This is a genomic window from Pseudomonas sp. Sample_10, from assembly GCF_004321495.1.
Lineage (GTDB): Bacteria > Pseudomonadota > Gammaproteobacteria > Pseudomonadales > Pseudomonadaceae > Aquipseudomonas.
The window spans coordinates 76,999-96,743 of record NZ_RCOE01000209.1 but is presented as its reverse complement, the minus strand read 5'-3'; the positions used below and the strand labels follow the sequence as shown (position 1 = coordinate 96,743).

The following is a 19,745-nucleotide window of genomic DNA, read 5'->3' as shown; positions in this document are numbered from 1 at the left end:
GTACTTCCCCATGAAACACCCCATCGGTTGTGTCCAACCTTTGGGGTGCAGTCCAAAATACGTGGACACCATCGCCCTTATCGTCAGGATTGCCATGCGCCCAAGAACTTCCTATCCCAAACTTTTTAAAACTCAAGTCGTCCAGGAATGCCTGCAACCGGGGGTGTCCATGGCCAGCGTAGCGCTGCGTCATGGCATCAATGCCAACCTAGTTCGCAAATGGATACCCGCTTATCGTGATCCTCAGGAGTCTGCGTTGCCCGCTTTCGTTCCAATGAAACTAGACTCCAGAGCCCAGCTCAATCAGCAAGCATCTGCCAGCATCGAGGTTCCTTTCGGGCAGCAAAAACTTACCGTGAAGTGGCCGTCCTCGGATCCTGAAGGGTGCGCCCGTTTTATACGAGAGCTGGCTCAGTGATCCGGGTTGATGCCATCTGGCTCGCCACCGAACCTATGGACATGCGCGCCGGTACTGAGACAGCGTTGGCCCGAGTGATTGCCGTATTCGGCGCGGCGAAGCCGCACTGTGCTTATCTCTTCGCCAATCGCCGTGCGAATCGGATGAAAGCTCTGGTGCATGACGGGGTAGGTGTTTGGCTTGCAGCGAGACGTTTAAACCAAGGAAAATTTCACTGGCCCGGTATTCGTTGCGGATCGGAAGTCGAACTCGATAACGAGCAACTTCAAGCCTTGGTGTTAGGTTTGCCTTGGCAGCGGGTCGGCGCGGGAGGCTCAATCACAGTGCTTTAGCACCAGCTATTAGCCTATCGTTTTATCGCCGCTGATAGCCTGCTCTGGCAAAATCAGCGGCATGATTTCCTCGTCCTACCTCGACCAAATGCCCCCGGAACAGCTTCGCGCCTTGGCCGAGCAGGCCATGCAGCTGCTGTCCCAGGTCGACTCGTTGGGCCAGAAGATCCACCGCCTCGAAACGGTCAACGAGCAACTTGCTCATGAGATCGCCATCCTCAAACGACACAAGTTTGCCAAGCGTAGCGAACAGCTAAGCCTTGACCAAGGCAGCTTGCTCGACGAGCTGCTCGATACTGATATAGCGGCCATCGAAGCCGAGCTGAAGGCCGTCAATCCGCTACCTGCACAGACTGAACCACGTCAAAAGCCTAAGCGTGCGCCACTGCCACCACAATTTCCACGCACCGTGTTCCGTCACGAGCCAGAAAATACTCAGTGCTTGTGCGGCTGCCAACTTCAGCGCATCGGCGAAGACGTTAGCGAGAAGCTTGATTACACGCCCGGCGTGTTCACCGTCCAGCAGCATGTGCGTGGAAAATGGGCCTGCCGCCAGTGCGAAACATTGATCCAGGCACCAGTACCGGCCCAATTAATCGACAAGGGCATTCCTACCGCTGGCCTCCTGGCCCATGTGATGGTGGCGAAGTTTGCTGATCACTTGCCGCTGTACCGGCAGGAGAGAATCTTTGGCCGCGCGGGCCTGATGATCGCTCGCTCGACGCTCGCACAGTGGGTTGGGCAAACCGGCGTGCAACTCCAGCCGCTGGTCGATGCCCTTCGCGAAACGGTGCTAGCCGAGGGCGTGATCCATGCCGATGAGACACCGGTTCAAATGCTTGCGCCCGGTGAAAAGAAAACTCACCGGGCTTATGTCTGGGCCTATTGCACCACACCGTTTTCGGCGCTCAAGGCAGTCGTTTATGACTTCAGCCCAAGCCGAGCGGGCGAGCATGCACGTAACTTTCTAGGCTCGTGGAATGGCAAGCTGGTATGTGACGACTTCGCTGGCTACAAAGCCGGCTTTGAGAAAGGCATGACCGAAATTGGCTGCATGGCTCACGCACGCCGCAAGTTTTTCGATCTGCACGTAGCAAACAAAAGCCAGTTGGCCGAACAGGCTCTGCATTCGATTGGCGGACTGTACGAGGTTGAACGCCAAGTGCGGGACATGAGCGACGAGGATCGATGGCGAATACGCCAGGAAAAGGCAGCGCCGATAATCAAAACGCTGCATGACTGGATGTTGGCCCAGCGGGATTTGGTGCTCAATGGATCAGCCACGGCCAAATCCTTGGATTACTGCCTGAAACGCTGGGTCGCGCTGACGCGCTACCTTGATGACGGTGCTGTGCCCATCGACAACAATCCGGTCGAAAACCAGATCCGACCGTGGGCACTTGGGCGCTCAAACTGGTTGTTTGCGGGGTCTCTACGCAGCGGCAAACGAGCAGCAGCAATCATGAGTTTGATCCAGTCGGCGCGCATGAATGGGCATGATCCGTATGCCTATCTCAAAGATGTGCTGACGCGACTGCCAACGCAGCGAGCGAGTGAAATTACCGAATTGCTCCCGCACCGATGGTTCGACCGTTTCATCACGCAGAGTGTCGGGTAGACGCTTACCATAAATTGAAGCGGTCAACATTCCGATGGTTGAATGTCAATCACGCTGATCGTCCTGGCAGTTCATTTCCTTGACGATCATTTCGCCAATCATCAACGCCCAAAGGTCTGCGCTGAGGATTAGCAGTGAGAGCAAATCCCAATACGCAGACTCTAGGCGGCGCGAATTCATCCCAGGTGCGCGAGCTGCCAATGTCCTAAGGGCATCGCGAAGGCCTATCTGGCTCGTTATCATCGCGCGTAACTGCTCGTTGTCCAGTCGCCCAGTTTGCATCGCTGTCACTCACCGTCGAAGTCAACCTTCATAGTGCCATCAGCCAGAGCCCATGGCGTTGAGTTTTTGATCCTCACCAAGCCATACGTCGGTAACATGCCGAGCATTCGCGTCCGTTGATAAGTGGCGACGGAGTGTTCGTACCGGGTAGACGTCGGAGTGAGAGCGGCGAATTATTCGGACGCATACAAAAATCCAGCTCCTGCCCCACCAAGATTTGGCCGCCCATCGCTGCATCGACATACGCTTCCCTACCTATGAATTTCCAGAGCTAGATCATTGGTCGCTATGTAATCAGGACGATCTCTTCGGGATTTAACATCTATGACAATTTCGACAAGCTCCGAATGCAGACAACCTACTCCTGCCGAGAATCGGCGAATGCTGAGTGCACTCGATTGAATTCATAGTAGCGAGGCGCAAACACCATCATCTGGAGGAGTAATCATCCGGCGTGAATTACAACCAGTTAGAACGTCCAAGGTTACCTCGCCGGGCGCCTACGATTAGGCGAGTTGGTGGCCAAGACCGGTGGTGAAATCGGATGCGAATGGGTGGGCAAGTCCGTGCATTTTCTCGGTCAACTAACCGATCTGACCATAAAGGCGACGGCGTGAGGAAGGCGTGTTTACCGGACGCTTACGTCTCCTGCACATAGGCTCCAATGATTCATCCAAATCGGACTACGTTCCTGCACCGACGCCTTCCACTGCCTGTGCATATCGCTGCGTCGCCTCAGTCACCAAACTCCTTCGCTCGTCAAGATTGATAAAACCTTGCTTTAAATATTCTTCGGCAAGCCGAAGTAATTCTTCGTATTGCTCTTGAGCAGTCATTCGAATTTCAGGCTTGTCTATCAATGAACGCCACGTCTCAAGCGCCTGCGCTTTCCGATCTTCGTACATGACAACAACTCCCATAGGGCTGTGTTGCGGTAGAGACGTGGAGCGACGCGATGTTCACTTTGGACGACGTGTGGCAGGTCAGGTCAGCAGCATCTGAGACCCAAAGACCTCCTACCTCCAAAGAATGGCCCATGGAGGGGATTTGGTTTATCCACACGTGACAAGCACGACAGGCGATCGGCGTGAGGTAGATACAAAGTGTCCCCCAAGCACCTTTTACCCCATGGAGAAGAGCCAGGGTGCTAAGCCCGTAGACGCGCCTTATTCGGCTGTCCGTCTAGGTTGTAGTGTCTTCATACATGTCACCTGCTGAAGGCAAGGCTACCAAGCACGTTGAGCTTTTCACGCTATAAAAGTCCCCGTCATGTACATCCGGTACTTGCGCATGCACCAATGCTTGAACGTGCAAGTGCACTTGAAGTTGTTCCCGAGCAAGGTACCAATAGAATTTCTCATCTCCTTCAGGACAAGCATCCTTTTCTCACAGCGCATACGCGCGCTCGCGGATAGCTGATTCGTCAATCATTGCCATTCTCCTCAAGGGATCTAGGTAATGCTCCACCGCCCTCAATTTGAATTGGATGCTTCTTGCCCTCCGAAACAAATCGAGCGCAGAAAACCCACCTGCCCGTAGCCTATCCTTTGCTGTGCTCAGGTGAAGTTGGCCCCTCCTTGATTCCTCGTGGGCCTGCAACTCCCCAAACAATCAGACCCAACACTGGAAAGATGATGAGGCCGATAGCCCAGGCTGCTTTTACACCGACGACTTTGTCACTACGAAACACACTGATCAATGCCCAAAGGTCTACAAGCAAAATGATCACAGCTATGGCAATAGCGAAGTAACTGGTTGCTTCCGACATGATCTGACCCTCCTGCGGCTACTAAAACTTAGGCCTCTGCATCACGTCTGTGTTCAACCAATTTTGATTCGCAGAGTGCGAATGGCTGCAAATTTCAGGTTTCACAGAATGATCGGTATCTCGCCGTAGCGCTCAATGGTCGCAAACTTGATTTCCTCTTGGATTTTGACGCCCATGGCTGGCACGCGCGCCCTCCTTGAGGTCGGTTTCCGACAATCGGGTGAGACGGATTCGTGTGGGAGTAGACACCAGCCGCTAGTCGGCTATTTTTTCCCCAAGCGCCGCGACAGTCTCATGGCTCAACCGCGACAGATGTGTGCATGGGAAATCTGACCAACAGCAATGATGCAGACTGTACTGGCGCCTATCCTCAATGCTTGGACGAATAGGGAGTCACCATCGCTTTCTCCCGTTTGCCCTAAATTCACTCAATGAGCAATGGGAGGAATTTGACGATGGATGAGCAAAAAATTCGAGAAGCTGCGTATCGGCTTTGGGAGAAAGAAGGAAAGCCGCAAGGGCAAGATCTGGAGCACTGGTTCACTGCTGAATCAGCCGGCGAAGAGGATTTTGACCGTTCATCCTCCGATTCGACCCTAAGCAGCGAAAATGCCCCGTCTCAAGCTGACACTACTGCCGAGACTGAAAACCAAGATAACGATGGCCGTTAAGCTCTCATCGATAGCGCGCACCATCGAATGCGCGCTATCACCGTGAGTGAACACTTACCCCAGAGTTCCTAGGCGCTACTTCATTTAAGCGGCCATCCAAGTAATTTGGCAGACCTAAGGTTCATCCCTCAACAAGCAATCACCGATGCCTAGGGCCAGGCATCTTAAAATTTCCGCTTACAGATGGTCGGGAATCTAGTTTTTGCGTGTAAGGAATTTATAGATTTCTATGCGCGCAAGTCAAACGTGCCTGGTTCCTTCGTTCGCAGTTCCATCACACCCTTCAACAGACGAATGCGCCGGCTGTCCATTTTCCCTGTCAGTGGGCCGATATCGCTACACCTGACCTTGCCAAGGACTAGGCTGAATGAGCAGCACCTATAAATGAGTTGGAGTTAATCACATGTCTTACGACGCAAGCATTATCAAGCGCTTCAAGGATGAAACAGATGGTTTGACAGGAGAATTCTGGGTCGAATCCCTGCGGGATGGTACCCCGGTACTGATCCGCGAACTGGTGGAGACTGATCGGGAGCGGGATTTAGCTTTTTTTAACGACCTTGGCAAAGGCAAGCCACATTTTCAATTTTTAGCTTCGTTCAGCAATTTAGTCGAGCCTCACGATCGGCTCATGGACATCAACCTGCACAATCGCATGGCCTACATCGCTTTGGTTTACGAAGGCAACGAGCTCGTTGAGATCGGCACTGCGCGTTACGGGGCTTACGAAGGCGATGCTCACTGCGAGTTCGCCGTTGCTGTTTGTGAACGTTGGCAAAGACGGGGTGTTGCTACGAAGCTACTACAACATTTAATGGACACCGCAACACGCCAGGGCTTCGGCAAAATCTCATCATTGGATTCCTCAGGTAACGAGGCGATGCACGGATTGGCAGTTAGTATGGGATTTACCAGCCATAGCGATAATACGCATGGGCCAAAAATTTTTCACGAGTACGTCCTGGCTCCGTAGTTTAGAGACTGTAAACTCATTCAGAGCAACAACATGGCCGAACATCGCTACAAATCTGATCGTCATAGACCAAGCCATGGTCACTGGTTCAGATGATCGAAGCGGATCTCTTGCAGCCTGATCATCCGGCGCTTGATCTCCTGTCTTGCGAAATAATCGTAAGCGTCTGTTGTTCAGCCCTTACAACGTTGGCTTTTAGCTGGCGCTACTCTTCAGATAAAAATCGTTTGGTGATCATCGCCTGCCTCTGCCGAAGACGTCCGGGCTGTGTCTACATCAAACGGAGCGTAATCCCACGGCTTATATTCATGATCCAATACAGATTGCCAGGTTGGGGCGTCAGCCTAGAAATATCAATTTTCCTAGTTTCTACCCGTCACTGATACTTATGTTTATCAGAGCAGACCATATTCATATTCACTAATGCAGCACCAGAGCGTGTGGAACTTCGCTCCACCCCTTTCGGGCCCATTGAGCCGTGCCGACTGGATCAACCTCATGATCTCCGTCGCGTGTTTAACGCTTCGCAACAAGCCCGCGAACAGCCAGTCCGAGCGTCCAATTGCCCTCGCACGGGTTTGATTTTCGACCCAGTTGTTGCCGATGTGCACAGCATGTTCATTGAGATAGCGCTTCAGCGATATCTAACGCTTGAGGCTGTAATCCCTGGCCTTGGCGATGGCTGATCCCTCGGGCACGAGCTTCTTCTAGGCGATCATCTAAGTATGAAGTGAGTCAATGGTTGAAGCTGTTTTTCTCATCGTTTCGGTGCCTGACAACAACTGTAGCTCTCGAGCATCTCATTCAATTCATACAGCAACAATTTGAACGCGTGCTTTCAAGCGCTTTCTATCCATGTATGTGGGCGCCAGTACCAACGTGGTCATCGTTCGTCCTCAACGCTTGGGATTTGTCGTATAAAGGATCTGCAATGAAAAAAAATAATCCTCACCGCACGGTTTTCATCGCCTCCAGATCATCATTGATGCTGACGATCATCGGCCTGTTGACTGCTTGCGCCGGTAGCAATACGCCATCCAACGTAGTTGCACCGGGCGCGCAACAGACGCCCACGACCAAAACCCTGGCTGCGGGTGCAGCGTTAATGCAATCGCGCCCGCCCATTGATGCGCTCAATGCCTACCTTGACGGATTTCATTTTTACAATGGCCACATCGAAGTTCAGATGGAGGCTCACCACTACTGCTCCATCCTGAATGAAGAAGTGATCCAATGCGTAATCTACGACGGAAATCGCAAAGACGCGAAGCTCATGGGAGTGGAATACATCATCAGCGAGCAGCTATTCGCCAAGTTGCCCCAAGCTGAAAAAGCACTCTGGCACAGCCATGTTCATGAAGTGAAGTCTGGCCAATTAGTTGCGCCAGGTATTCCGGAAATTGCAGAACATGCGCTCATGGAAAAGCTCATTCATACCTATGGCAAGACGTGGCATACGTGGCACACCGACCTCAACAAAGATCTACCGTTGGGTGTTCCGCAACTGATGATGGGGTTCACCGCTGATGGCCAGATCGATCAGACACTGGTTACGGATCGGGACAGAAGATTTGGCGTCGATAGCGTTGCCAAGAAAAAAGTGCGGGCCGACATTCCTACCCCCACGATTGATCCGGGCGCAGATGCCTGGCGCGAGGGAGACGTCATTCAAATCGAAGATCCGACTGGTAGTCGGCATCTGCACTGAATGTCATTTGCACCTAAGTTCTTGCTTTGCGAGAGTCATTTTGATGATCTCTCGTTCTTGCTGATTTTAAACGTCCGCGATCATGCTTGGGCGAACGGTGCTGTCGGGGTGAACTGTTTCATGGCTGCCATTATTGCGATCACCAGATCGACGAGCCCACCGCAGAAGTTCACTCAGATTCCGATGTATAGGCACCAAAAGCCTCATTCCATACTCAGAGATTGAGAACACTTTAGAAGGTGTCCGGTTGTGAGGGAATGCTCTGCAATCGCCGTAGGTTTAACCTCAGACATTCAGCCTCAGCCTCTTCTCGGTTCAGAAAAGTAGCTTTGCAACGTAGCTTTTTCTCGTTGTCGTAAATGTTAAAACCTATAGGCGCGGTTTTGCAGTATCCGTGCATTCCATTACGCGAGGAGCCAGTTTCGGTGGGGACTGCTGGGACAACTACGAATCTCGGAATCATCTTCACTTCCTCGCTGAACTACCTACACCATAGGTCAACTGAACGAAGGCCTTCGCCTTTTTCCGATAAGACGCACCGCTTACCCTTATTACCTCTCAGCTCTTCCGGGTAGACAGGTGCACGTGGCTAGCGCCATGTCATTAGGAAGCTCGATGCCCGTTAAGGTTCTTTTTGAAGCCTCGGGCGTTCATGCCAAAAAGTACGCATTCAAGGAGAATCAGAGCATAGGCGTCTGCGTTAAGTCCCCAGATAACCCACAAAGCATTACTCGCGATGAATCCCCAGAACGCGATCATCCGTCGATGCGGTCGCTGTGAGCCAACAAACCATGCAGAAACTACAGTCACCACCATGGCAGGCCATTGCACAAGATCGATGTAGTCCAAATCCCCTCCTCCACTTGTGCTCAGCACCTTAAGGTGCCACCTCAATACTTGTCTGCGATTGGAGGATGATCATTTCTATCCATACCGAGGGCGTCAGGTACTCACCGAAGCCGCCTTGGCATTTATAATCCCTGCACGCACTGGTGATTACTGGGTTTGTTGCCGTCCATACGATGCGCGCACTGACCCTTCAAGATCAGCAACCAAGTGGACGTCTTCGTGGGCAACCAGATGTTGGAAGCCGCCGGAGCTTCTATACGCTGCGGCGCTCAGCCCAAGATCGGCGCCGTGGATGTGGCGATGGTGCTCGATGAACTGGTAACGCTCCATGTATGTGGAGCGAACCAGTTCCCCATGCTCACTCCAACTATCCATTTCGACAGTTCCACAGACCGCGTCAGCCAGGAACTCAATTTGACGGACAAGCCAATCAGGTGGAACGACAGTATCGGCATCAGTGAACGCTAACCACTGCGCTCCGCCGCTGAGCAGTTCCTCGGCTCCCGTCGCTCTGGTCTTACCCACATTGCGAAAAGAGACTTGCAGCGTTGTGACTTCCATCGCGCAAACCAACCTACTGGTGTCGTCTGAGCAGTCGTCCAAAACGACAAGCGCGCTGACCTGTTGACCTCTTAATCATGGATGCTTCGAGGCGATCGGGATGGACGAAAGGCAAGCGATGATGTGCTTCTCTTCATTATGGGCGGGTATCACGACACCGATCATTAACGTACCTCGATATAGCGAAGCCTGTGGTCTTCAGATATCGACATGCCCGTTTATTAGAAGGTTTAAAAAATGTCAGTGATCAGCACTCAGCAGGTACCAACTGAACCTTTTCCCATGACAAATGATCCCTTTAATTATCGGCTACGCTTAAGGTACTGAGCTGCGGTCATTGGGCGGCTGTAAAGCACTGACAACCTGGATTCAGTCCCTCAAGCAAATCCCCAAATTCTGTGCATAGGAACGAAATTCCTATACCTACACGTCTGGCTCAATGCATAGCGAGGAATTGCCTTGCGAGTTAAGGCCAAAAAAGTCGCGTCATCGACTGTTCATCCGGCTGACGCGAACCAAGCAAGCGGCGTTAGGGCGTCGCCTTTTCAAGGCACACCTTTATGACAACCTCCTTTGATCAATCGCAGAATGCCTCGAATTCAAAACCAAATCCTTCTCGCAAAGTGGATTTTGGCGTAGTAGGCATTGGAGCTTCTGCGGGCGGTCTGCAAGCCATCAAACTGTTTTTTGAGAACATGCCCAATGACAACGGCATGGCATTTGTGATCGTTCTTCATTTGTCGCCGGATCACGAGAGCGTTGCCGACAAGATCATCCAGGAATCCACCAAGATGCCGGTTCTGCAGGTGAGCGAAACGGTGCCTATCGAAAAAAACCATGTCTATGTCGTTTCACCGGCGCATCGGCTGGCCATGAATGACGGTTATCTCCAGGTCAGCTCAATCGATCCGCTCCATGGGCGTCATGCCTCTATCGATCTGTTTTTTCGCGACCTGGCCTCGGCACATCGTGAGCGAGCTTTTTGCGTTGTGCTGTCGGGTAGTGGATCCGACGGTGCAGTGGGATTATCCAGAATCAAGGAACATGGCGGCGTCACGCTGGTGCAGGCGCCGGAGGATGCCGAGTTCGACGGCATGCCGAGGGCGGCCATTGATACAGATATGGTCGATTTGGTGCTTCCGGTTGTGGAAATGCCACAAAAATTGCTGGAACTGTGGCGCAATGCGAAGAACATTTCTCTACCCAGCGCCAATGACCCGAACAGACAAACTATTGTCTCGATAGCGGAACGTGAAGCCTTGGTCGCCGAGCAGCTGCTGCAGGACATTCTAATTCAACTGCGCACTGGAACCGGTCATGACTTCAAACATTACAAACGCGCCACCGTGTTGCGTCGAATAGAGCGGCGGATGCTGGTAACGACTCAGCCTGACCTGGAAGCCTACAACCGCTATCTGCAAAACAATCCACAGGAAACCAAAGCCTTACTGGCAGATATGCTGATTGGCGTGACCAACTTCTTCCGCGACCGCGAGGCCTTCGAGGCTTTGGAGCGCGATGTGATACCGCAACTGGTCAACGCCGCCGTGTCAGCTAAACCCGAGGAAGAGGAAATCCGCATTTGGTCGGCTGGCTGCTCCTCGGGTGAGGAAGTTTACAGCCTCGCGATGTTACTCAATGATCAACTGCAACTGGATTCCAGCCAGGCGTCAATGCAATTGTTCGCCACCGACATTGATGAGCGAGCCATTAGCGTCGGGCGGGCCGGTTTGTATCCCCAAGCAATCATCACCGATGTACCGCCGACGCGGTTACGGCACTACTTTGTTAAAGAAGACGCGCACTACCGTATTCGCAAGGAAATTCGTGAGAAAGTTTTGTTCGCCAAACACAGCCTGTTGACTGACCCGCCCTTCTCAAAGATCGACCTGATCGTATGCCGCAACCTGCTGATCTATCTGGATCGCGAAGTACAACGCGAGATTCTTCAAATGTTCCACTTCGCACTTCGTCCTGGCGGTTTTCTGTTTCTCGGTTCCTCCGAGAGCCCGGACGCATGTGACGAACTATTCGCACCAGTGGACAAACGCAACCGCATCTTCCGCGCCAAGACCGGCACCGCCAATAGTCGTCGCACGCCAACCATGCCGCGCGGTGGCTACGTGCGCACAACCATTGCTCGTGATGTGCCGAAAAGGCATGTGCCGCAAAAGCTATCGTTTGCCGACATTCACCAGCGTGCACTTGAGCTGTCGGCGCCACCCAGCATAATCGTTGATGCGAATGCCGACATCCTGCACATGAGCGAAAGTGCCGGGCGTTATCTACGCCATGTCGGAGGTGAGCTTTCACGCAATCTATTAACCCTAATTCTTTCGGAATTGCGTCTTGAACTCCGCACTCTATTGTTCCAGATTCAGCAATGCGGTTTGAGGGTGAAGTCCCGTGGGGTATCGATCATGCGGGGGGATCGAACCTATTTGGTCGACCTGATTGCCCAACCCTATAACGACGAAGCATCGGACAATGATTACGTCTTGGTCATCTTTGAGGAACTGGAGCTTGATCCAGCCGAAGTGGCCTCCACCCTCGCGCAGCAAACTGAAAGCCAAGTGCTGTCCAGCCTTGAGCGCGAACTGCAACGCACCAAGTTGCTATTGCAGGACACCATCGAACACTCGGAGGACTCCAGTGAGGAACTCAAGGCTTCCAACGAGGAAATGCAGGCAATCAACGAAGAACTTCGTTCAGCCACCGAGGAACTGGAAACCAGCAAGGAAGAACTGCAGTCGATGAATGAGGAACTACTAACGGTTAACTTCGAGCTGAAAAGCAAAGTCGAAGAGACCGACAAAGTAAACGATTACCTGACCAACCTGATCGCCTCCACTTCCATTGCTACAGTGTTTGTCGACCGCCGAATGCGGATCAAGTGGTTCACACCACGCGCTACGGACATTTTTAGCATGTTGCCGGTGGATACTGGGCGCTCGTTACTCGACATCACCCATCGCCTGCATTACGACGAGCTGGCCAGTGACGCGGCATCGGTGTTCGATTCGCTCAACATGATCGAACGCGAGGTCGGCAGCAGCGACGGTCGTTGGTACATTGCTCGTCTGCTGCCCTATCGCTCAAGCGAAGATCAAATCGACGGCACTGTGCTGACCTTCATCGACATCACTCAGCGTCATGCGGCTGAAGAGGAGTTGCGCCTGGGCGAAGAACGCATGCGACTGGTCGCCGAAAGTACGCGCGGCTACGCGATCATCACACTGGACGAACACGGCATCATCACCACTTGGAATCAAGGCGCCGAGCTGATCTTCGGTTATGCCAAAGAAGAGGCTGAAGGCGCTTATTACGATTTCATGTTCTCGGAAGAGGATCGTATCAGCGGGGTGCCTGAGACGGAGCTTTTGGCAGTGCGCACCCATGGGCACAATGAAGACGAGCGCTGGCATATACGCAAAGACGGCAGTCGCTTCTTCTGCAGTGGCGAGGTGACTTTGCTCCAGGGTGACAATCTTAAGGGCTATGTGAAAATTGCCCGCGATCTGACGGGCCACAAGCGTTTATTTGAAGAGCAAAACCAGCAACTGGTTGAAACCAAAAATACCAGTCACCTGAAAGATGAGTTCTTCGCAGTAATGTCACACGAACTCAAGCACCCGCTGAATCTGATTCAGCTCAATGCCGAACTTCTGCGACGCCTACCCATTACCAAATCAATAGCACCTGCCGCCAAGGCCGTGGATACCATTTGCGAGGCGGTCGTCAGCCAGGCTCGAATTATCAACGATTTACTCGACGTAGCACGGGTGCGCACCGGCAAGCTCAATCTCAAACGTACCGACATTGATTTGGGCCGGACTCTCCAAGACATTTACACCTTGGTGACCAATGCCCACCCTGCCGTCGACGTGACCCTGCACCTTCCCGACGCGGCACTACCCCCGTTGGTGGTCAACGCAGATCCATTACGGGTAGAACAAATCATTTGGAATCTGGTGAACAACGCCCTGAAATTCACACCGTCAGGCGGCCAGATTGAGCTTCGAGCCTCTCGCGATGGCGAAATGGCCAGACTCGATGTAAAGGACAGTGGCATGGGGCTGAGTGCCGAAAGCATGACTGAAGTGTTCGACCTTTTTGGTCAGGCCGCCAATCAGCATGCAACGCATCAACGGGACGGTCTTGGCATAGGACTGTCTCTGGTCAGGCAACTCACCGAAGCCCATGGAGGTGATGTCGAGGTCACTTCCCCTGGTGTAGGCTTGGGAGCGACGTTCACCATCCGTTTGCCCTTGAACCAACTTAATAACGACGCAGTGTCAACAACGCGAAAGGAAGCGCCATTGGGACGCCTGGACGGCGTTACAGTGTTACTGGTGGATGATTCCCCTGACGTGTTGGAAACGCTGAAGATGCTTTTGGAAATGGAGGAGGCCGAAGTCAGCGCTTTTGCGTTGCCATTGGAGGCGCTGGAAGCTGCGAGGACGGGGCACTACGACGTGATTATTTCTGATGTGGGGATGCCGCTGATGAATGGCCACGAACTGATGCGCGAACTGCGCAAGATTCCGCACGTACAGGGTGTTCCGGCGATTGCATTGACCGGATATGGGGCTCAAAGCGATATCGACGAAGCCAGGAAGTCAGGATTCGACAGCCATTTAGGTAAACCTGTGTCCTACGACAGCTTGATCGAAACTATCGACGAGCTGAGGCGTAAATAGGTTCATTGCAAAGGCCCACTGCAACGATTGCCAGGGACAGATCGAGATCGCGCTGCCAGGTATGCACTATTCCATCCTGCGCCTGAGGATTATGGCAGCGCTGGGATCACGCCATTACATTGGCAAGGACAAATCACAGCTTAGTTTTCTTCAGGCATAGCAAATCGCACCGAAGTAATCTCCTGGATACTGCTGTCGATATCCAGGCGCGCCCTTATCCACTCCTATGGTAATACCTGCTCCCCACACAACTCTCACCTGCTATGGGAAGTTGGCTACAAAGCCCTGAGTGTCATTGCCCCCACGTAGCCGACAATCCGTTGATAGGCTATTCCATCGCCCATATCGCCTTCCCTAAGCACTATTTTTAAGATCTACGGCCACTGATGGATTCAATCCTTAACGTTTTCTTGCTTCTCTTGCGATGAAGTCGCAGACGGCTCGAGCTTGACCTTTATCCAACCCGACTCGTGTTTGTCAAACGATTTGAAGGCAGAGATCGCATCGGTCAATGGTTCGACTTGAGTGAGAATTTTTGAGGGGTCTACGCGACCTGCAAGCGTCATCTCGATGAGCTTGGGTATGTACTTCCGGTGATGACAGTTGCCCATGTTCATGCGGATGTTTTTGTTCATCGCAGCGCCAATCGGGAAGCTGTCGAACCCGGCTGGATATACCCCGATGATAGAAAGCGTGCCTGCCTTGGCCAAAGCCTCCACTGCCCATTGCAAAGCCTGGGAAGGCTCATCACCTGGCTGCCACTGTGTATGCTCATGAGCTTCCCCATGATGCACATGATTCGCGTCTATGCCGACTGCATCGATAGCCCGATCAACGCCAATGTCGGCGGTCAGGCGAGCAATGGTTTTTACTGGATCTTCTTTTTCAAAATTGATGCATTCGGCTCCGAGCTCTTGAGCGCGACTCAACCTGTCGTCCAGGCCATCTACTGCAATCACTCGGCCAGCACCCATCAACTTGGCGCTCACAATCGCGAACAGTCCAACCGGGCCACAGCCAAACACGGCGACTGTGTCACCATCTTTGATCTCTGCCATCTCAGCGCCAAACCAGGCCGTCGGAAAAATATCCGACATGGCGATCGCCTGGTCGTCTGTGATTTCTTCCGGAAGTTTGATCAGACCGATATTGGCAAACGGGATGCGTGCTTGTTCTGCCTGGAGGCCATTGAATGGGCCAGTGGTTTTTGGGCCTCCGAAGAACGCCGTGCCCGCTGTTTTTCCGTTGGGGTTGGCTACATCGCATTGCGAAAAATAGCCGGCTCGGCAATATGAGCAATTACCGCAAGCGATGGTCGAGGGAATCAGTACCCGATCACCTACCCTCAGATTGCGTACATCATCCCCTAACGCCTCAATAATCCCGACGCCCTCATGGCCAAGTATGGTTCCCGCTTGCATGTCTGGGGCACTGCCACGGATGAAGTGCAGATCCGTCCCGCAGATAGCCGAGGCAGTGAGTCTGACGATTGCATCTGTGGGTGATTGAATAGTTGGATTGGGGACGTCATCCAGTCTGATGTCGCCCACACCATGAAACACGACCGCTTTCATTTTCTCACCTCGGCATCTTTGTGAAGTACGTAGATGGTTGAGAAAACGGTGCGGACAAGGTTTCATTAAACATTGAGGAAGGCTGACAAACGGCGTCCCCTTTGTGCGCGTCAGGTTCAAATGGCTGCGGCTGCTTCTGTCAAAAGCCTAAACCTGACTTGGATCAAAGGATCGATTGTCATCCCTGCAAAATGCGGAATTGGGCATACACTCAAAGCCAGAATTCAAATCGATCGTCACGCTTGCACGGGTAAGGAGCCTCTGAGTGAATGTAAATTGGGAAGGAATATTGCCGATTCAGGGCGAAATGCTCGTTATTGAAGACGACCCTACCTTGCGCGCGCTTATGGTAGAGATCGTTGCGGAGATGGGCGCCAAGGTATCGGCGTTCGACTCAGCGGACGACGCAATAACACATTTGCTACAGGCAAATGAACAGTGCTGCCTGGTCATCGTCGACCAAAGCGTACCGGGACAAATTCAGGGTATTGAATTCATCGAAATGGTCATCAGCAGGTGGCCAGACATCAAGACCATCCTCACGTCGGGCTATTTAATCGCCCCAGAAATGGTGCCCGCATCCAGCATTTACCTGCTTAAGCCATGGTCGCTCGATGATCTGGTCATTGCAGTGACGTCACTCCTTCAGCCTGACTCTCCCATCCAAAAAACAACAATCTGAATTTTTTGACGACGCGACTCATTTCCGTAAGAAGTAGAGACTCATGGCGTGTACAGATATTTTTATCATCGATTACAAACTTCATGGTCAGCCGAAGTCTTTCATCATCCGTGCCCATGCCATGGGTAACGTAGAGGCGTGGCATAGGGCAAGCTGCGATGTGGCATCGCTCCAATCCCAAAGCCCGGACGACCACCGCTTAATATCATCTCTAAGCCGCAGGAAATACGGTATAACCGACGTGTAATGGCGTGAAACCGCCGCATTGGAATGGACGGAAGCATCATCATGAATATAACAATCAAAGAGCAGTTATGAATTAAGAAGGACTAATCAAAGCCCGGGCAAACCTAAATTTTCATTCCAATTTTTCGACGCATTTCCTTCGTGATGGTCTGTTTGGTTTTGGAAAACCCCGTCCAAGGATCCGCATCAAGCTGTCCCAGGCGCTCATGAAGATTGTGAATATTCCAAGTATTGGCACCTTTGATCTCGTCCAGCTCTTCCCTAAAAATAGGTACTGAGACCGGCAAGCCTTCTCGGGTTCTTACCGAAAACGCATTGATCGTTGTAGCGCCTCTACTGTTACGAAGGTAATCAATAAAGATTCTGCCAATTCGATTTTTTGGCCCAGAGAGGGCAGAGAACCGATCAGGTATGAGCTTCGCCATATACTTAACAATCGCATGACTGAAGTCCTTCACCGACTGCCAATCGTCCTTTGGTGTCAGTGGGACTACAACGTGAATCCCTTTGCCACCGCTAGTTTTGATAAAAGACTTCAACCCCAATTCATCAAGGACTGTGAGTGTGAGAGTTGCTGCCTCGACCATGCTTTTCCATGGCAGTGCTGGGTCGGGATCGAGATCTAATACAAAACGGTCAGGCAGATCCAAATTCCGCGAAGTCGCGTTCCAGGTATGGAATTCAATCGTACTCATCTGCACGGCGCCCACCAACGCTTCGACGTTGTTGACTAGCATCACAGGTTCGGCTTCCGCTGTTTCGATACCGGGTATAGCCAATCGCTCCGCGTTTTTTTGAAAGAACAATTCCCCCGCTACTCCCTCGGGCGCCCGGACAAGAGCCACAGGCCTATTTTTAAGCGTAGGAAGAATCCATTGCGCTATGCCAGCGTAGTATTGCGCAAGCTGCATCTTCGTCGATCCACTGGTGGCGTCAATCACGCGGTCGGGATGGGTAATCCGAATTTTGCCAGTGAGCTCTTGGCTTTTCTTTTTTGTGGGGCGCTTCGGAGGAGCCATACCATCCACTTCGTTTGCAGGTTTTGCTTTTTCCTCGGTGATTTCTTTTGCCGGCTTGTCGTTGCGAAGGCCATGGAACACCGAGTGCCTGACCGAGCCATCCTTCGTTATCTCTGCGAAAGCCACTTCTGCAAGCAATTCTGGCTTGAGCCAGTGGACACCCTTTGCTTCGAACCCCTTCGGTGGATTCACGATAACCGGCTTATCGACTTCCAAAGGTGTAAGTTGGGTATAAATAGATTTGAGGGTTTTCTCATTGAAGCCGGTTCCCACCTTCCCGGCATATCGAAGCTCACCGCTGTCTTTATCGTGAAGTCCTAATAGCAGAGCTCCAAATAGACTCCTGGCACCTTTGGGCTCGCTGTAACCGACCACCACAAATTCCTGTCGGTGCTTACATTTGAGCTTGATCCAGTCATCCGAGCGGCGGGATACATACAGACTTCCGAGCTTCTTACCTATCAAGCCTTCCATCTTCATTTGGCAGGCGCTCGTCAGCAGATCACTGGCGTCTTCACCAAAGTCTTCCGAGAAGCGAAGAATATCGTCGTCGCTGCGCTCCAATACCTTCGCAAGCGCGACCCTGCGATCCTCGACCGCTACCCCTCTGAGATCAATGCCGTTGAGGTAGGGCATGTCGAATAGATAGAAAACAATGGCTCCGCTCTTTCCCGACTCGAAGGCATTTTGCAGAATCTGAAAACTTGGTACGCCATTCTCATCGGCGGCGATTACTTCACCATCCAGCCATGCAGAGTCTAGCGCCAGGCTTGCCAATGCTTCTGCTTGGCGGGGGAGCTTGGCCGTCCAGTCATGACCATTCCTGGTAAACAGTTTCACTGATCCGTTGTCGATACGAGCGAGCATCCGATAACCGTCAAATTTTATTTCGTAGCGCCATTCCCCAATCGGAGCTGTCTCGACCAATGTTGCCAACTGCGGCTTTATTAAATCGGGAAGTGCAGCGGCCTTCGCGCCACTCAGCTTTCCTGAGGATGACTTACGCCGTTGGGAAGGCAAAGCCTTTACCGGTTTGGCTTCGGCAGCCTTGCCGGCGCGTTGTTTAGGGATGATAGTGCGATCACTGAGGACGGAGTCAGGCAACGCTACTACAACGTCAAAATCAGCCTCTGGTCTCGCTGACGCATCTTTATGCTTAATGAGAAACCAAGGCTTCTGTTTGCCTTCTTGATGCGTTCGCACGAGATTCCAAACGCCATTGAGCTTTTCGCCTTCTAGTTCGAACTTGAGCCTTCCCTTCTTGAAGGATTCAATCGGATCACCGATGGGCTTCCACACGCCGCGATCCCAGACGATGACGTCTCCGGCACCGTAGTGACCTTCGGGGATGCTGCCTTCGAATGTGGCGTAATCAAGTGGGTGATCTTCGACCTCCATCGCCAGTCGTTTTACTTGGGGGTCGAGGCTTGGGCCCTTGGGTACGGCCCAGCTTTTGAGAGTGCCTTCTAATTCGAGGCGAAAGTCGTAGTGCAGCCGCGTCGCATCGTGTTTTTGTATGCAAAATTGCAACGCATGATCAGCTCTTGATTTTTTTGTGGGCACCTTGTTCGCGCCTGAGGGCTCGGGCGTAGCATCAAAATCACGCTTTTTGTGATAGTCATCCAAGGCATCGCTCATAGAGGCTACCCTCAAATCCTTCTTGTGAGAAACCCATCATCGGTCGCTAGTTCCGCCAATGTGGAGCTGGTGTTCGTCGAATCCCGCCTCCTCCTATCTATCCACAGCACTTTTTAGCTTGCTGGTATGTCTCTTCATCAAGGGCAACTCAAAAAGGGGAGCTAACGTGAGCGATCATTTACGGACACATTTTGATGGCTTATTCGACCAGCTTCAGTCGTTGCGAAATGCTGTGGAGTTCCTAAAGAAAGAGGAGCGAAATCATTCCCTGCGGGGGCACCAAACCGTGGATAGCTCGGAATCTATTCAGCTGTCTTTCCAAAAGCTTCAGGCCGCCATAAAGGAGATGGAAGACACATTATTGATGATCGCAGAAGCCACAGGCGAAATCGGTAAGCTCTGATTAACCATGCGCGTCCACCAGCCCACTCAGGCGTAGCCATCGTGGTCTGCCAACCAACGGTTTGACCAATTCAGGATTCGGCGATCGAGCGCGTATAGGCTGTTGTTGCCACTTCTATCAGAGTGATTCGCTCTGACGAGTTTATTCTCCCTCGGCTGCAATATTCGTCAGCCAGTTTGAGCAGCTCGTCATACCGCTCCTCCGCGTCCACAGAGTTTTCGAGGTTCGTCAACAGCTCATGCCATTTGGAATACGCCAGCATTTTCGCTTCGGTGTACATGACCGATCCCTCCATTCCACATA

16 protein-coding genes and 3 pseudogenes are annotated in these 19,745 nt (G+C 52.3%); 10 read left to right on the top strand and 9 right to left on the bottom strand.

Annotation, left to right across the window (positions count from 1 at the left end; genetic code table 11):
• The 3 genes from D8U18_RS20660 to D8U18_RS20650 all read left to right on the top strand — a co-directional run.
• The coding region (locus D8U18_RS20660; protein ID WP_206663170.1) for a transposase at window positions 1-418 on the top strand (418 nt) is incomplete at its 5' end.
• Window positions 385-750, top strand: a complete 366-nt coding sequence (gene tnpB / locus D8U18_RS29110; RefSeq protein ID WP_347237907.1) for an IS66 family insertion sequence element accessory protein TnpB — start codon at window positions 385-387, stop codon at window positions 748-750. The genes D8U18_RS20660 and tnpB, both read left to right, overlap by 34 nt.
• A 61-nt stretch (window positions 751-811) precedes the next feature.
• Window positions 812-2,368 carry an IS66 family transposase gene (locus D8U18_RS20650; RefSeq protein ID WP_131108307.1) on the top strand — a complete coding sequence of 519 codons (1,557 nt, stop codon included), beginning with the start codon at window positions 812-814 and terminating at the stop codon, window positions 2,366-2,368.
• Between the two features lie 965 nt (window positions 2,369-3,333).
• Here D8U18_RS20650 and D8U18_RS20645 read toward each other — a convergent pair.
• Together D8U18_RS20645 and D8U18_RS20640 are read right to left on the bottom strand one after the other, a co-directional pair.
• Window positions 3,334-3,555: a hypothetical protein gene (locus tag D8U18_RS20645; protein WP_131108306.1), complete on the bottom strand. Its 222-nt coding sequence runs from the start codon at window positions 3,553-3,555 to the stop codon at window positions 3,334-3,336.
• Between the two features lie 635 nt (window positions 3,556-4,190).
• On the bottom strand, window positions 4,191-4,418 hold the full coding sequence (locus D8U18_RS20640) for a PLD nuclease N-terminal domain-containing protein (RefSeq protein ID WP_131108305.1): 228 nt from the start codon (window positions 4,416-4,418) through the stop codon (window positions 4,191-4,193).
• A gap of 455 nt (window positions 4,419-4,873) precedes the next feature.
• Between D8U18_RS20640 and D8U18_RS20635 the strand changes: the two genes are divergently transcribed.
• Both D8U18_RS20635 and D8U18_RS20630 read left to right on the top strand, forming a co-directional pair.
• Window positions 4,874-5,089: a DUF2934 domain-containing protein gene (locus D8U18_RS20635; RefSeq protein WP_241664342.1), complete on the top strand. Its 216-nt coding sequence runs from the start codon at window positions 4,874-4,876 to the stop codon at window positions 5,087-5,089.
• Between the two features lie 403 nt (window positions 5,090-5,492).
• On the top strand, window positions 5,493-6,062 hold the full coding sequence (locus D8U18_RS20630) for a GNAT family N-acetyltransferase (RefSeq protein ID WP_131108303.1): 570 nt from the start codon (window positions 5,493-5,495) through the stop codon (window positions 6,060-6,062).
• A 205-nt stretch (window positions 6,063-6,267) separates the two neighbouring features.
• On the opposite strand, the pseudogene D8U18_RS29255 reads toward D8U18_RS20630, so the two are convergent.
• Window positions 6,268-6,530: pseudogene (locus D8U18_RS29255) on the bottom strand (kinase); the annotation flags it as partial.
• Window positions 6,530-6,802, bottom strand: a pseudogene (locus D8U18_RS29105) (transposase); the annotation flags it as partial. The pseudogenes D8U18_RS29105 and D8U18_RS29255, both read right to left, overlap by 1 nt.
• A 245-nt stretch (window positions 6,803-7,047) precedes the next feature.
• Here D8U18_RS29105 and D8U18_RS20615 point away from each other — a divergent pair.
• Entirely contained in the window at window positions 7,048-7,770 is a 723-nt protein-coding gene (locus tag D8U18_RS20615; RefSeq protein WP_131108312.1) for an OBAP family protein, read from the top strand.
• A 603-nt stretch (window positions 7,771-8,373) separates the two neighbouring features.
• Here the strand turns inward: D8U18_RS20615 and D8U18_RS29100 are convergent.
• Both D8U18_RS29100 and D8U18_RS20600 read right to left on the bottom strand, forming a co-directional pair.
• The gene (locus D8U18_RS29100) at window positions 8,374-8,619 is read right to left on the bottom strand and encodes a hypothetical protein (RefSeq protein ID WP_131108301.1); all 246 of its coding nucleotides are present in this window, start codon (window positions 8,617-8,619) and stop codon (window positions 8,374-8,376) included.
• 28 nt (window positions 8,620-8,647) lie between these two features.
• Window positions 8,648-9,345, bottom strand: a pseudogene (locus D8U18_RS20600) (glycosyltransferase family A protein).
• A 395-nt stretch (window positions 9,346-9,740) separates the two neighbouring features.
• On the opposite strand from D8U18_RS20600, the gene D8U18_RS20595 reads away from it, so the two are divergent.
• Complete coding sequence (locus tag D8U18_RS20595; RefSeq protein WP_131108300.1) at window positions 9,741-13,880, top strand: CheR family methyltransferase; 4,140 nt, start codon at window positions 9,741-9,743, stop codon at window positions 13,878-13,880.
• A 392-nt stretch (window positions 13,881-14,272) separates the two neighbouring features.
• Here the strand turns inward: D8U18_RS20595 and D8U18_RS20590 are convergent, their stop codons facing one another.
• Window positions 14,273-15,454, bottom strand: coding sequence for a zinc-dependent alcohol dehydrogenase (locus D8U18_RS20590; RefSeq protein ID WP_131108299.1), 1,182 nt, complete (start codon window positions 15,452-15,454; stop codon window positions 14,273-14,275).
• Between the two features lie 265 nt (window positions 15,455-15,719).
• Between D8U18_RS20590 and D8U18_RS20585 the strand changes: the two genes are divergently transcribed.
• Window positions 15,720-16,136: a response regulator gene (locus D8U18_RS20585; protein WP_131108298.1), complete on the top strand. Its 417-nt coding sequence runs from the start codon at window positions 15,720-15,722 to the stop codon at window positions 16,134-16,136.
• A gap of 43 nt (window positions 16,137-16,179) precedes the next feature.
• The gene (locus D8U18_RS29250; protein ID WP_131108297.1) at window positions 16,180-16,383 is read left to right on the top strand and encodes a DUF6555 family protein; all 204 of its coding nucleotides are present in this window, start codon (window positions 16,180-16,182) and stop codon (window positions 16,381-16,383) included.
• A gap of 103 nt (window positions 16,384-16,486) precedes the next feature.
• On the opposite strand, the gene ligD is transcribed toward D8U18_RS29250, so the two are convergent.
• Window positions 16,487-19,039, bottom strand: a complete 2,553-nt coding sequence (gene ligD / locus D8U18_RS20575) for a DNA ligase D (RefSeq protein ID WP_131108296.1) — start codon at window positions 19,037-19,039, stop codon at window positions 16,487-16,489.
• Between the two features lie 166 nt (window positions 19,040-19,205).
• On the opposite strand from ligD, the gene D8U18_RS20570 reads away from it, so the two are divergent.
• Window positions 19,206-19,442: a hypothetical protein gene (locus D8U18_RS20570; RefSeq protein ID WP_131108295.1), complete on the top strand. Its 237-nt coding sequence runs from the start codon at window positions 19,206-19,208 to the stop codon at window positions 19,440-19,442.
• 70 nt (window positions 19,443-19,512) lie between these two features.
• Here the strand turns inward: D8U18_RS20570 and D8U18_RS20565 are convergent, their stop codons facing one another.
• A complete protein-coding gene (locus D8U18_RS20565; protein WP_131108294.1) occupies window positions 19,513-19,722 on the bottom strand; it encodes a hypothetical protein in 210 nt (69 codons plus the stop codon).
• Between the last annotated feature and the right edge of the window lie 23 nt (window positions 19,723-19,745).

Bases quoted from the DNA above. Each gene is read 5' to 3' on its own strand.
- D8U18_RS20650 (WP_131108307.1), top strand. From the start codon at position 812: ATGATTTCCTCGTCCTACCTCGACCAAATGCCCCCGGAACAGCTTCGC.
- D8U18_RS20645 (WP_131108306.1), bottom strand. From the start codon at position 3,555: ATGTACGAAGATCGGAAAGCGCAGGCGCTTGAGACGTGGCGTTCATTG.
- D8U18_RS20640 (WP_131108305.1), bottom strand. From the start codon at position 4,418: ATGTCGGAAGCAACCAGTTACTTCGCTATTGCCATAGCTGTGATCATT.
- D8U18_RS20635 (WP_241664342.1), top strand. From the start codon at position 4,874: ATGGATGAGCAAAAAATTCGAGAAGCTGCGTATCGGCTTTGGGAGAAA.
- D8U18_RS20630 (WP_131108303.1), top strand. From the start codon at position 5,493: ATGTCTTACGACGCAAGCATTATCAAGCGCTTCAAGGATGAAACAGAT.
- D8U18_RS20615 (WP_131108312.1), top strand. From the start codon at position 7,048: ATGCTGACGATCATCGGCCTGTTGACTGCTTGCGCCGGTAGCAATACG.
- D8U18_RS20595 (WP_131108300.1), top strand. From the start codon at position 9,741: ATGACAACCTCCTTTGATCAATCGCAGAATGCCTCGAATTCAAAACCA.
- D8U18_RS20590 (WP_131108299.1), bottom strand. From the start codon at position 15,454: ATGAAAGCGGTCGTGTTTCATGGTGTGGGCGACATCAGACTGGATGAC.
- D8U18_RS29250 (WP_131108297.1), top strand. From the start codon at position 16,180: ATGGCGTGTACAGATATTTTTATCATCGATTACAAACTTCATGGTCAG.
- ligD (WP_131108296.1), bottom strand. From the start codon at position 19,039: ATGAGCGATGCCTTGGATGACTATCACAAAAAGCGTGATTTTGATGCT.
- D8U18_RS20565 (WP_131108294.1), bottom strand. From the start codon at position 19,722: ATGTACACCGAAGCGAAAATGCTGGCGTATTCCAAATGGCATGAGCTG.